This window comes from Thermococcus chitonophagus (assembly GCF_002214605.1).
GTDB lineage: Archaea > Methanobacteriota_B > Thermococci > Thermococcales > Thermococcaceae > Pyrococcus > Pyrococcus chitonophagus.
In genome coordinates this window covers 38,690-51,813 of the sequence record NZ_CP015193.1, presented here as the reverse complement: position 1 = coordinate 51,813, position 13,124 = coordinate 38,690, and the positions used below count along the sequence as shown (strand labels likewise).

Below are 13,124 nucleotides of genomic sequence, written 5' to 3'. Positions count from 1 at the left end.
TTGAAAGCTATGACGTTAGTTCTCAGGGTAACTTTCTTTTTTGGAATCGTATATACAAGATATCCAGAAGATTTAGAACAGCTTAGAGGATGTATGGTCTACTTCACTAAGCCTGGAATTGAAGAATATAGAAAGTTTTTGATGGAGATTAGAGGCTGTAAGAATTGTTCTAATCTTGTCGAAAACCCAACGTACGTATTTTGGTTATATGCAATCCCCAGGGAAGTCCCAGTTAAAGACCTAAATCTGCCTATACGGTATTCTGGAGTCTCTCCTTGGCGTTAATTGCCTTGTCTATAAAGTATGAGAAAAAGATGGTAATAGTTTTTGTGGTACTCCTCCTGATATCGGTGCACTTCCTCTATCCCTACTGGAAGGCTAGGAGTGAATATAGGGAGGGTAAAGAACTGATAAATAATCTTGTTTCTCTTGGAGGGAAGGGGAATGTTCACAGGACTTGCAATGCTTTACCTGCTGATATTGCCATAACAAAAGAAAACTACAGGGCACTAATATCTGTCATAAATTCCTCCTTAGTGAACTTTACAATATCTGGGGGACCTCCTGGGCCAGTAGTTGTTGAGGGGATAATTAATAATGATGAGGATATAAGTAAGTTGAAAGATCTCAATGTAGGCTTTGAGTTTGATAGACTTGGGTGTGAGGAGATCAACTACACTAAGGAGATTAAGCTCCTAGAAGAGCACCTTTCAGAGGTTCCTGGGTGCTGTAGGTATTATTACGAGAGGGATCTCAATTCCCTTAAGTCGCTTCAAGCTAAGAAAGAAGCTTGCGAGAGATTGTGCGAAAACTACACCTATGTGCGGCTATTTGTCAGCCCTAAGGTGTACTATTGGCCTGAGATGTGGAGGGATACAGCTAAAGATTCGTTCATACTTGGAGCTGTAGTTCTCTCGCTGACGCTGTTAATTAAGAGAAAGTTATAAAGGAGTTATACCGGAATAAAATAGGTGGTGTCATGAAGGCGGTTCTCGCCTTAGACGAGGGAACAACATCAGCTAGGGCTATTCTGTTCGATAGGGAGAGTAATATTCTGGGCTTAGGTCAGTTTGAGTTTTCCCAATATTACCCAAAGCCTGGTTGGGTCGAACATAATCCAGAAGAGATATGGGAAGCTCAGGTTAGGGCCATTAAGGTTGCGATAGAAAAGGCCAAGCTTTCCCCTCAGGATATCGTTGCAATAGGAATCACAAATCAAAGGGAAACCACAATAATCTGGGATAAGAATGGAAAACCCGTTTATAACGCCATAGTTTGGCAGTGCAGAAGAACAGCTGAAATGATTGAAGAAATAAAGAGGGAGTACGGAGATCTGATAAAAGAAAAGACAGGTTTAGTTCCCGATGCATACTTTTCCGCGAGTAAAATAAGGTGGTTGCTTGATAACGTTCCTGGTCTTAGAGAGAAGGCTGAAAGGGGAGAGGTGTACTTTGGAACCGTCGATACGTTCCTCATATACAAGCTGACTGGTGAGCATGTAACGGATTACTCCAACGCTTCAAGAACCATGCTCTTCAATATTAAGAAGCTGGAGTGGGACGAGGAGTTGCTTGAGATATTTAAAATTCCCCAGGATATTCTGCCCAAAGTTAAAGATTCTAGTGAAGTTTATGGCTACACCAAGCTCCTGGGGCGTGAAATTCCGGTTAGCGGGGATGCTGGGGATCAGCAGGCTGCTTTATTTGGGCAGGCTGCATTCGAAGAAGGAATGGTGAAAGCAACTTACGGAACTGGGAATTTCATACTCGTAAACACTGGGAAAAAGTTACTCTACTCTAAAAACCTTCTAACGACTATAGCCTGGGGCCTTAAGGGGGAGGTAACCTACGCCTTGGAGGGAAGCATATTCATAACAGGGGCAGCCGTTCAGTGGCTGAGAGATGGAATAAAAATAATTGAGCATGCCTCGGAGACTGAGGAGTTAGCTAAAAAGCTTGATAGCAATGAGGGAGTTTACTTCGTTCCAGCCTTTGTAGGGCTTGGTGCCCCCTACTGGGATCAGTTTGCTAGAGGCCTGATAATTGGGATAACGAGAGGGACTGGAAGGGAACACCTTGCGAGGGCAACACTTGAAGCTATAGCCTACTTAACGAGGGACGTCATAGAGGAAATGGAAAAGCTTGTTGAAGTTAGGGAGTTAAGAGTAGATGGAGGAGCTACGGCTAACAACTTCTTGATGCAGTTCCAGGCAGATATTCTAGGGAGGAGGGTTGTGAGGCCGGTAGTTAAGGAAACTACCGCCTTAGGTGCAGCGTACCTTGCCGGTTTGGCTGTGGACTTCTGGAACGATTTGAAGGAGATAGCTGAACTTTGGAAAGTTGAGAGGGTTTTTGAGCCCAAACTAGACGAAAAAACTAGGGAAAAGCTCTATAGAGGATGGAAAGAGGCCGTAAAGAGGGCTTTAGGATGGGCAAAGATAGTTGATGAGGTGTTGTGAATGGACAAGGTAAAGGTCGCAATTATTGGGGCCGGAATTACCGGAGCGAGCATTGCTAGAGTTCTGAGCAAGTACGAGAACCTCGAGGTTCATCTAATAGACAAGAACCCAGATGTGGGTTGGGGAGTTAGCAAGGCCAACACTGCAATAATCCATGGAGGCTACGATGATGATCCCGACAAATACCCAATGAGAGCCAAGCTTTGCATTAGGGGGAATAGGCTTTGGCATCAGTGGGTTAAAGAACTTGAGATCCCTCATGTCTGGAATGGGGCATTGATAGTTGCCTTAAAGGATGAAGATTTCAAGGAGCTCGAAGTTCTCTTGGAGAGGGGAATCAGAAATGGAGTTCCGGAAATGAGAATTGTTGACAAGGATGAGCTCTTTAAACTTGAGCCTGGGTTAACTAGGGAGGCCCTTGGCGCCTTGTGGGTTCCGATAGTTGGACAGATAGGTCCAATTCCTGCTGTAATAGCGATCGTGGAGAATGCTGTAGCTAACGGTGTTAAGACTCATTTAGAAACTGAAGTTAGGGGAATAAAGGTTGAGAACGGAGAGGTTAGGGGTGTAGAGACCAATAATGGCTTCGTAGAGGCTGATATAATAATCAATGCTGCCGGCCTTTATGCCGATGAAATCGCGAGGATGGCTGGCGTAGACTACTTTGAAATTCACCCCAGGAAGGGTGAATACTGGATATTTGACGAAGGAATTCCTGGGCCGAAAAGAGTTCTCTTTCCGACGCCGACCCCAATAAGCAAGGGGATCGTTGTCACGACAGAAATTTCTGGACATCTAATGATAGGGCCGAATGCCCAGGATTTGCCCCCCGAAGAGAAGGAGAATACCGCAACGACGAGAGAAGGCCTTGAAGAGGTCTGGAAGGGAGCGAAGAAGCTCTGGCCTCAGCTACCTCCTAGGAGCAAGGTAATAAGAACCTTCGCAGGTCTAAGACCAGAGCCTACGGGTGGAGATTTCATAATAAAGGCTGAAGGGGAAGTCTGGGGCTTCATAAACGTCGCTGGAATTCGCTCTCCTGGCCTAACGAGCGCCCCTGCAATAGCTTACGAAGTTGCTGAGATAATTCAGAGAGATCTTGGGATTGAGCTAGTTGAGAAGAAAAAGTGGAACCCCTACAGAAGGGAGATTACCCACTTCTTTGCCTTAAGCTATGAGAAAGTGAACGAGCTCGTGAAGAGGAATCCTGCTTACGGAAAGATCGTGTGTAGGTGTAACAAGGTCAGTGAGGGAGACATCCTTGAGGCCGTAGAGAGGATGAAGTTCATAGGGGTCAAAACTCCAAGCATAGATTCAGTAAAGTTTAGAACCAAAGCAACGACTGGAACCTGCCAGGGTTCGTTCTGTAGGCCTAGGATAATTCAGATACTTGCCAGAGAGTATGGGGTTTCCCCATGGGAAGTCACTCTGAAAGGTAAGGGGAGTGAGATAGGAATTGGGGATGTTAAGGTTCTCGTAAGGGGTGAGTGAAGTGTATGATGTAGTTGTTATCGGTGGAGGCCCCGCTGGAATGGCCGCTACAATAAGGGCGAAGGAACTCGGGTTGAAGGTTCTCCTACTCGATGACAATGATTACCTTGGTGGAATACTTCTGCAGTGTATTCATCCTGGCTTTGGAATTCACTACTTCAAAGAGGAACTTACAGGGCCTGAATTCGCTTACAGGTTAATGAATAAGCTGGATGGAGTTGAAGTAAAGACATCTGCGAGGGTTCTTGAGATAATAAACTACTCTGACTTAGAGAAGTTTGTCGTCTTTACATCCCCGGAAGGAGTTCAAAAAGTTTCAACGAAAACGATAATATACACTGCAGGAGCTAGAGAGAGGCACGCTTTTGAGATAGGAATCGTTGGGGACAGGGTTGCTGGGATTTACACGGCCGGAGAGGCTCAGACTTTAATGGACATCTACGGCATAATGCCGGGTAAGGAGATAGTGATAGTTGGGTCTGGCGATGTCGGATTGATAATGGCGAGGAGGTTTTCGCTAGAAGGGGCGAAGGTAAAGGCCGTTATAGAGCTGATGCCTTATCCTGGGGGTTTGGCCAGAAACATAATGATCCTAAAAGACTTCAACATACCTCTCTATTTAAGTCACAAGGTCGTTGAAGTCAGGGGAAGGGGTAGGGTTGAAAAGATCAAGGTTGTTAAGGTCGATGAAAACTTAAGGGAAATCTCAGGAACGGAATTTTGGATAGAGGCCGACACACTGGTAATTTCTGCCGGGTTAATACCGAACGTCAAGCTTCTAACTGAAATTGGTGTTGTAATTGATCCCTCGACTGGCGGGCCTATCGTCAATGACAGGCTGGAGACTTCAGTTCCTGGGATCTTCGTGGCTGGAAATGCTCTCCTCATAAACGATCTAGTGGATTACGTTGCGGAGCAAGGAGAGTTGGCCGCTGAAGGTGCTAAGGAGTTCATAGAAAACGGGGGAATCCCAAGTAAAAGGTGGATAAGGCTTGTGAAAGGAGAGAACATTAGGCTACTTGCCCCCCACTATCTAAGCGGTGAGAGGGATGTATGGATATACGCTAGGGTTGCAAGGCCGATGGAGGATGTAGTAGTTGAATTTGTTGAAATAGGCAAAAAGATCAAGCTTCCAGTAGTAAAACCTGCGGAGATGCTTAGAATTAAGCTAAGGGCTAAAGAAATATCGAAGGCTGAGGATAAGATAACTATGAAGGTGGTAAAGCATGAGTAAGGTTTACCGTTTCACGTGTATAGTCTGTCCCTTAAGTTGTACGATTGAGGTTGAAGTTGAAAATGGTGAGGTCAAGAATGTAAAAGGCTATACCTGCCCCAGGGGAAAAGAATGGGCCATTGAAGAAGTTACTAACCCCAAAAGGATTGTGATGAGCGTTATTCCTGTGGAAGGAGGAAGACTGCCTACGGTCAGCGTTAAAACAGAGAAGCCAGTACCAAAGGACAAGATTCCTGAGCTCATGAAATTCTTGGCAGGGATTAAGGTGAAGGCACCGGTTAGGGTTGGTGACGTGATTGCAGAATTCGAAGGAGTGAAGATAGTGGTCACGAGGGATGCTTAAACTTTATAAAGCCTACTCCCCCTACACCCTTCAGCTCACGATAATGGGGTGATGCTCATGAGCGGCACCAAAAAGGTAGGTTCAGCTGGAAGGTTCGGGCCTAGGTATGGTCTCAAGATCAGGAGAAGGGTTGCGGCAGTAGAGGCAAAGATGAGGCAGAAACATGTCTGTCCAGTCTGTGGAAGAAGGGCAGTGAAGAGAATTAGCACTGGAATATGGCAGTGCAAGAAGTGTGGAGCTATCTTTGCCGGAGGAGCTTACCTTCCGGTTACCCCAGCTGGTAAGGTTGCGAAGAGAGTAACAGAGTGATGCCTCATGGTTGAGGCTATATACAGGTGTGCTAAGTGTGGAAAGGAGGTAAAGCTCGATCTATCCATCACTAGGGACCTTCGTTGCCCTTACTGCGGTAGCAAGATACTTTACAAGCCAAGGCCCAAGGTTCCGAGAAGGGTAAAGGCTATCTAGCTAAGCTTTTTAACCTCTTCTCTTTAACTTCGAAGGGATTAGCTATGATGCTTATCACCACATCACACAGACCTACGAGGAGAACCAGGAGCTTTGGTCATGACCTGGAGAGAGTTTTCCCTAATTCTCTATACATAACTAGAGGGAAAAAGACAATCCAGGAGCTTTTAATGGAGGCTTACGATAGGGGTTATGAGAGGTTGCTAATTCTCAACGTTTGGAAGGGCAATCCATTGAAGATGACGTTCATTAAGGTTGATCCTGAAGACTGGGGTTATCTTGGCTATCTATACCTCCATGGCATAAAGCTTCAGAGGGAGATGGGGTTTAAGGGTTTGAATCCGATAAGGGAGGACATGCCACTCATCGTTACAACGGCTAAGAGAGTTGGTTTAGATCATTTGGCCTTTGCCCAAGTTTTTGCTGAGCTCACAACTGGAAAGTTCGTCCCTAGAGGAGATAAAAGTTTAATCTCGATAGCCGACCGCTACAACACGGATGTTCTCGCCGTTATAGAGAGGCATCCAAGGGGAATGTCGATAAACTTCTACAGGCTTGACGTTACGAAGGACAGGCCGGTCGGCCCATTAATCAACGTTAAGATATGGATAATGGAGGACGGGAGAAGATGGGATTATAAGGAGGCTCTTGGGATTAAAGTTCCTAGGAGGAGGGAAAGTGAAGGCAAAGAGGGTAAGAGGAAGGATCGTGATTGAGTTTTCTTCTGAAGAGGTTGCAAAGGTTGTTTATGAAGCCGTTCTTTACGAGCATTTGAGCGTCCCCTACAGGAGAAGCGAGATAAAGTTTGAGCTTGAGGGAAAAAAGATCGTTATTGACATAAAAGCAACTGACTCTTCTGCCATGCGCGGAACCGTAAACTCTTACTTGCGGTGGATTAAAGTTGCGATGGATGCCATAGACATTTGATCCAGCCTATGGCATGGCGTCGGCATAAAACTAAAAAGCTTTTAACAGTTGGGAAAAGCTTTATAACCCTACCTTTTAAGTAAACCCGAGCAAGCTCATCGAGGGTGGTGGAAATGGGTAGGAGAGAGGAAATGATCGCAAAGATTAAGGAGCTCATGCTCCAGCCTGAAAGGATTAGAAATATTGGTATAGCCGCTCACATTGACCATGGTAAAACCACACTGAGCGATAACCTCCTGGCTGGAGCTGGAATGATCAGTGAGGAGCTCGCAGGAAAGCAGCTCGTTCTCGACTTCGACGAGCAGGAGCAGGCTAGGGGTATTACCATTAACGCGGCAAACGTCTCAATGGTTCACAACTATGAGGGCAAGGATTATCTGATTAACCTCATTGATACCCCAGGACACGTTGACTTCGGTGGTGACGTTACGAGAGCAATGAGAGCAATCGACGGAGTTATCATTGTAGTTGATGCGGTTGAAGGGGTCATGCCTCAGACTGAAACCGTTGTAAGGCAAGCATTGAGGGAGTACGTCAAGCCAGTTCTATTCATTAACAAGGTTGACAGGTTGATCAAGGAGCTTAAGCTCACTCCACAGCAGATGATGGAGAGGTTTTCAAAGATAATCATGGACGTTAACAGGCTTATCCAGAGATACGCTCCTGAAGAATACAAGAAGAAGTGGATGGTTAAGGTTGAGGATGGTAGCGTTGCCTTTGGTTCAGCATACTATAACTGGGCTCTGAGCGTTCCATTCATGCAGAGGACTGGGGTTAAGTTCAACGAGATAATTGACCTCACGCTAAAGGGAGATAACAAGACCCTGAGGCAGAAGGCCCCGCTCCACGTTGTGGTTCTCGATATGGTCGTTAGGCACTTGCCAAACCCAATTGAGGCCCAGAAGTACAGAATTCCGCACCTCTGGCAGGGAGACATTAACAGCGAAATTGGTCAAGCGATGCTCAACTGTGATCCGAAGGGTAAGATGGTCATGGTTGTTACCAAGATTATCATTGACAAGCATGCTGGAGAGGTTGCAACGGGTAGAGTCTGGAGCGGAACCGTGAAGAGCGGTATGGAGGTTTACCTAATCAACAGCAAGAGGAAGGCTAGGATCCAGCAGGTCGGTATCTACATGGGTCCAGAGAGGATCAACATGGATGCAGTTCCTGCAGGGAACATCGTTGCGGTTACAGGTTTGAGGGATGCAATGGCCGGTGAGACTGTAGCTCAGGAGCCAATTGAACCATTCGAGGCACTTCACTACGTCAGCGAACCTGTAGTTACCGTTGCAATTGAGGCTAAGAACGTTAAGGATCTTCCAAGGCTCATTGAAGCTTTGAGGCAGTTGGCTAAGGAAGACCCAACGCTCCACGTTAAGATCGACGAGGAGACTGGCCAGCACCTCCTCAGCGGTATGGGTGAGCTCCACCTCGAGGTCAAGCTCCACAAGCTCAAGAGGGACTGGGGAATTGACATAGAGGTCTCAGAGCCAATTGTAGTTTACAGGGAGAGCATAACTAAGCCAAGTCCAATGGTTGAAGGTAAGTCACCAAACAAGCACAACAGGTTCTACATCGTGGTTGAACCAATGCCCGATGAGATCTACAATGCAATCAAGGAGGGAATCATCCCGGAGGGCAGGATCAAGAACCCGAAGGAAGTTGCCAAGAAGTTGGCTGAGCTCGGTATGGACTATGAGATCGCGAGGGGTATCGTTGACGTTTACAACGGTAACATGTTCCTCGACAACACCAAGGGTATCCAGTACCTTAACGAGGTTATGGATCTCCTAATAGATGGATTCCACCAGGCCATGGATGAGGGCCCACTCGCTAGGGAGCCAGTAATGAAGGTCATCGTTAGGCTGCTCGATGCCCAGGTTCACGAGGACAACGTCCACAGAGGTCCGGCCCAGATCTACCCGGCTATAAGGACAGCAATTCACTGTGCAATGATGAAGGCCGGTCCAGTCCTCTACGAGCCCTACCAGAAAGTCATCATAAACATTCCATATGAGTACATGGGTGCCGTTAGCAGGGAGATCAGCCAGAGGAGAGGTCAGCTCGTTGACATGAGGCAGGAAGGAGAGGTCATGACGATCATCGCAGAGGCCCCAGTAGCTGAGATGTTTGGATTTGCTGGCGCAATAAGGAGCGCAACGAGCGGTAGAGCATTATGGAGCACTGAGCATGCTGGATTCAAGAAGGTGCCTAACGAGCTTGCCCAGCAGATCATAAGACAGATCAGGCAGAGGAAGGGCCTCAATCCAGAGCCTCCAACAGAGAAGGATGTCTGTCCAATGTTCTGATTCCTTCATAAATCTTTTTAATTCTCTTATCTCCTTCCTATTGGTGGTCGAATGCTAAAAGAGTTCTTTGAAAAATACTTCGTAAATCCGATAAAATATAATACCGGTTATAACCCTGTTAACACTCTCGTTTATGCAATAATCCTGGGAATAGCAACGCTCATTGTGTACAAGGTTCTCAAAAAGATGAAAATAAAAATAGACAAGGCTTTCTTTAGGGCTTTAATCCCCTACATGGTGTTTGGGGCATTCACGAGGGCTTTAACTGATGCTGGCGTTTATCCCAGGACTTACATAACGGTCTCCCCAGGGATATACTTTTTGGTGTTCTCCATAGCATTCCCTGCCCTGATAATATCCAAGAAGTTCTTTAAGGACTGGAGAGGCGTGTTTCTTTGGTTTGGCTGGGGCCTCGTTATGGTAGATTTTGCGGCTATGGGGGCGAATCTTGAAAAGATGCACTTCAACTTTACCGTTTTGAAGTATTTCATTCCCTTCTTGATACTGGCCGAGCTTGCAATTTACCTGATGACAAAGAAACTGTCGATAGTCAGGGAGAACTCTTACCTCTTTTACGTTCACTTCTACGATGCAACGACAACCTTCGTTGGAGTAGACTTCATGGGTTATTGGGAGCAGCATGTTTTGCCTAGGCTTTTGATAGGCCTAACCGGAACGGCCGCCGTGATGTACCTGCTTAAATTCACAGTCCTATATCTTGCCCTTTGGATAATGAAAAAACTTGAAGAGGAAGGAGAAGATAGAGAACTGTTAGATTTCATTAGGATGGTGATATTCATCCTGGGCTTTGCTCCAGGAACTAGGAATCTGTTGAGAATGCTCTTGGGGGCTTAGTTATGAACGTGAAGTGGTGGAGAAAAGTTGCTATTGATATAATTCATGAAGTTGAAGCTAATGTAATGCCCCTGTTTGGAGATCCTAGGGCATCTAAGACCATTGCAATAAGTCCTAGTGGGGATGAGACTAAGTTGATAGACAAGGTTGCTGAAGACTCAATACTCGCGAAGCTCAGAAAGTTAGGAGTTAATATAGTTAGTGAAGAGATAGGCGTTATTGATCAAGGAAGTGAATATACTGTTTTAGTTGATCCACTTGATGGATCTTATAACTTTATAGCAGGGATACCCTTCTTTGCAGTAAGCGTTGCGATATTCAAGGGAAAAGAACCAATATATGCCTTCATATATGAGCCCGTAATGGACAGGTTATTTGAGGGCATCCCTGGGGAAGGTGCATATCTAAACGGCAGAAAAATTAGGGTTAGGGAACCAAAGGAAAAGCCCGCAATAAGCTTCTACACTAGAGGTAGAGGAATAGAACTCGTGAACAAGGTGAAGAGAACGAGAACTTTAGGGGCTATAGCCCTTGAGCTAGCATACTTAGCGATGGGGGCTTTAGATGGGGTTATAGACATAAGGAAATACGTCAGGCCAACCGATATAGCTGCTGGGGCCATAATAGCAAGGGAAGCTGGAGCGTTAGTTAAGGACTCTGAGGGTAGGGACATAGAGGTTTCTTTCAGCGCAACGGAAAAGCTTGAGGTGATAGCGGTCAATAGTGAGGACTTATTAAACACCGTTCTTACAGTACTGAAGAAGTGATAGGATGTACCTGAAAAAGGAACTACTCCAACCGAGGCTCTATCAGGAGGTCATATACGCAAAATGTAAGGAGCGGAACTGCCTAATAGTCCTTCCCACGGGTTTAGGTAAGACCATAATAGCGATGATGATCGCCGACTACAGGCTAAGCAAGTACGGTGGCAAGGTTCTAATGCTGGCTCCAACTAAGCCACTCGTCCTTCAGCATGCTGAAACGTTCAGGAAGTTCTTCAACCTGCCCCATGATAAGATAGTTGCCCTTACGGGTGAGATAAGTCCAAGCGAGAGGCAGAGGGCTTGGGCTAGGGCCAAAGTAATAGTGGCAACTCCGCAAACTATTGAAAACGACCTCCTCGTTGGAAGGATAAGTCTGGAGGATGTAGTTCTGTTGGTATTCGATGAAGCCCACAGGGCAGTGGGCAACTATGCCTATGTTTATATAGCCAAGGAATACAGGGAGCAGGCTAGAAATCCTCTTGTTATAGGGTTAACTGCTTCCCCTGGGAGCACTCCTGAGAAAATTATGGAAGTCCTGAACAATCTAGGAATAGAGCATGTTGAGTACCGTTCGGAAAGCTCTCCCGATGTTAAGCCTTACGTCCAGGGGATAAAGTTTGAGTGGATTAGGGTTGATCTCCCTGAGCTATATAAGGAAGTTAGGAAGCTGTTAAGAGAAATGCTTAAGGATGCTCTAAAACCCTTGGCTGAGGCTGCCCTTATAGATTCATCCTCTCCCGATATACCTAAAAAGGAGATTCTGAGGGCTGGGCAGATAATAAACGAGGAAATGGCCAAGGGCAATCACGATTTAAGGAAGTACCTTCTGTTCCATGCAATGGCCTTAAAGCTCCATCATGCCATAGAGCTGTTGGAAACCCAGGGTTTATCGGCACTAAGGGCTTACCTTAAGAAGCTCTATGAAGAGGCGAGGTCGGGATCGACGAAAGCTAGCAAAGAGCTGTTTTCCGATAAAAGAATGAAGAAAGCAATAAGCCTGCTCGTCCAAGCTAGGGAGCTTGGACTCGATCATCCAAAAATTGACAAGCTTAAAGAGCTAATAAATGAGCAGATTGAGAAAAAGTTAAATTCAAAGATAATAGTCTTCACGAACTACAGGGAGACAGCAAAGAAGCTTGTGGAGGAGTTAAGCAGGGAAGGCCTTAAAGTGAAGAGGTTTGTGGGCCAAGCAAGCAAGGAAAACGATAGGGGAATGAGCCAGAGGGAGCAAAAGCTAGTTCTTGACGCCTTTGCAAGGGGGGAGTTCAACGTTTTAGTTGCAACGAGCGTGGGTGAGGAAGGACTTGATGTTCCTGAGGTTGACCTTGTGGTGTTTTACGAGCCCGTTCCTTCTGCAATAAGGAGCATACAGAGAAGAGGAAGGACTGGAAGGCACAGGCCAGGTAGGGTAGTAATCTTAATGGCCAAAGGGACGAGGGATGAAGCCTACTACTGGAGCTCAAGGCAGAAGGAGAAGGTTATGCAGGAGACTATAAAGAAGGTAAGCCAGATGATAAAGAGGCAGAAGCAAACCTCCCTCGAAACGTTCGTCCAGAGGAGCGAAAAGAAAGGGCTTGAAGCATGGCTCTCTCGCGGAGAGACCAGAGGGGAGAAAGTTAAGGAAGAGAGGAGAGGGATTAAGGTCGTGGTTGATAGTAGAGAGTTGAGGAGTGAGGTAGTGAAGAGGCTGAAAACTTTAGGGGTGAAGCTTGAGTTCAAAACTCTGGATGTTGGGGATTATATAGTTAGTGAGGACGTCGCGATAGAGAGGAAGTCGGCTAATGATTTTATTCAGTCTATCATAGACGGCAGGCTATTCGATCAAGTTAAGAGGCTTAAAGAGGCCTACCCCAGACCCATAGTGATTGTTGAGGGCCAGCTCTATGGGATAAGGAACGTTCATCCAAATGCGATAAGGGGTGCAATTGCTGCTGTAACAGTTGACTTTGGGGTTCCGGTAATATTCTCCTCTAATCCGGAGGAAACAGCTCAATACATATTCCTGATAGCAAAGAGAGAGCAGGAGGAGAAAGAGAAGGAGGTAAGGATAAGGAGCGAGAAAAAGGCATTAACGTTGGCCGAGAGGCAGAGGCTCATAGTTGAAGGGCTACCCCATGTTTCAGCCACACTAGCGAAAAGGTTGCTTAGGCATTTTGGTACCGTTGAGAGAGTTTTTACTGCGAGTGAGGCTGAATTGATGAAAGTCGATGGAATAGGAGAAAAGATAGCGAGGGAAATTAGAAAAGTTATTACGGCACCATACAGGGAAGAGGGCTAG

General features: G+C 46.1%; 14 protein-coding genes. All 14 read left to right on the top strand.

Annotation, left to right across the window (positions count from 1 at the left end; genetic code table 11):
* The first annotated feature begins 9 nt into the window (after window positions 1-9).
* The 14 genes from A3L04_RS10915 to A3L04_RS00245 all read left to right on the top strand — a co-directional run bounded on the left by A3L04_RS10915 (window position 10) and on the right by A3L04_RS00245 (window position 13,124).
* Window positions 10-285 (top strand): hypothetical protein, encoded by a 276-nt coding sequence (locus tag A3L04_RS10915; protein ID WP_157092383.1) that lies wholly within the window; start codon window positions 10-12, stop codon window positions 283-285.
* On the top strand, window positions 276-947 hold the full coding sequence (locus tag A3L04_RS00305; protein ID WP_068575643.1) for a hypothetical protein: 672 nt from the start codon (window positions 276-278) through the stop codon (window positions 945-947). Before A3L04_RS10915 ends, A3L04_RS00305 begins: the two co-directional genes overlap by 10 nt.
* 32 nt (window positions 948-979) lie before the next feature.
* A complete protein-coding gene (gene glpK, locus A3L04_RS00300; protein ID WP_068575642.1) occupies window positions 980-2,458 on the top strand; it encodes a glycerol kinase GlpK in 1,479 nt (492 codons plus the stop codon).
* Entirely contained in the window at window positions 2,459-3,946 is a 1,488-nt protein-coding gene (locus A3L04_RS00295) for an NAD(P)/FAD-dependent oxidoreductase (RefSeq protein WP_068575640.1), read from the top strand.
* A gap of 1 nt (window position 3,947) precedes the next feature.
* A complete protein-coding gene (locus tag A3L04_RS00290) occupies window positions 3,948-5,180 on the top strand; it encodes an NAD(P)/FAD-dependent oxidoreductase (RefSeq protein ID WP_394326722.1) in 1,233 nt (410 codons plus the stop codon).
* Window positions 5,173-5,523, top strand: coding sequence for a DUF1667 domain-containing protein (locus tag A3L04_RS00285; RefSeq protein WP_068575635.1), 351 nt, complete (start codon window positions 5,173-5,175; stop codon window positions 5,521-5,523). The genes A3L04_RS00290 and A3L04_RS00285 overlap by 8 nt, the downstream gene beginning before the upstream one ends.
* A 57-nt stretch (window positions 5,524-5,580) precedes the next feature.
* Entirely contained in the window at window positions 5,581-5,832 is a 252-nt protein-coding gene (locus A3L04_RS00280; RefSeq protein ID WP_068575633.1) for a 50S ribosomal protein L37ae, read from the top strand.
* A gap of 6 nt (window positions 5,833-5,838) precedes the next feature.
* The gene (locus tag A3L04_RS00275; RefSeq protein ID WP_068575631.1) at window positions 5,839-5,988 is read left to right on the top strand and encodes a DNA-directed RNA polymerase subunit P; all 150 of its coding nucleotides are present in this window, start codon (window positions 5,839-5,841) and stop codon (window positions 5,986-5,988) included.
* 44 nt (window positions 5,989-6,032) lie between these two features.
* On the top strand, window positions 6,033-6,704 hold the full coding sequence (locus A3L04_RS00270) for a ribosomal biogenesis protein (RefSeq protein ID WP_068575630.1): 672 nt from the start codon (window positions 6,033-6,035) through the stop codon (window positions 6,702-6,704).
* On the top strand, window positions 6,667-6,915 hold the full coding sequence (pcc1, locus tag A3L04_RS00265) for a KEOPS complex subunit Pcc1 (RefSeq protein WP_068575629.1): 249 nt from the start codon (window positions 6,667-6,669) through the stop codon (window positions 6,913-6,915). Before A3L04_RS00270 ends, pcc1 begins: the two co-directional genes overlap by 38 nt.
* Before the next feature lie 113 nt (window positions 6,916-7,028).
* The gene (locus A3L04_RS00260) at window positions 7,029-9,227 is read left to right on the top strand and encodes an elongation factor EF-2 (RefSeq protein ID WP_068575627.1); all 2,199 of its coding nucleotides are present in this window, start codon (window positions 7,029-7,031) and stop codon (window positions 9,225-9,227) included.
* Window positions 9,228-9,278: 51 nt separating this feature from the next.
* On the top strand, window positions 9,279-10,082 hold the full coding sequence (locus tag A3L04_RS00255) for a DUF63 family protein (protein WP_068575625.1): 804 nt from the start codon (window positions 9,279-9,281) through the stop codon (window positions 10,080-10,082).
* 2 nt (window positions 10,083-10,084) lie between these two features.
* Window positions 10,085-10,849 (top strand): bifunctional fructose-bisphosphatase/inositol-phosphate phosphatase, encoded by a 765-nt coding sequence (locus A3L04_RS00250; RefSeq protein ID WP_068575624.1) that lies wholly within the window; start codon window positions 10,085-10,087, stop codon window positions 10,847-10,849.
* 4 nt (window positions 10,850-10,853) lie between these two features.
* Complete coding sequence (locus A3L04_RS00245) at window positions 10,854-13,124, top strand: DEAD/DEAH box helicase (RefSeq protein ID WP_068575622.1); 2,271 nt, start codon at window positions 10,854-10,856, stop codon at window positions 13,122-13,124.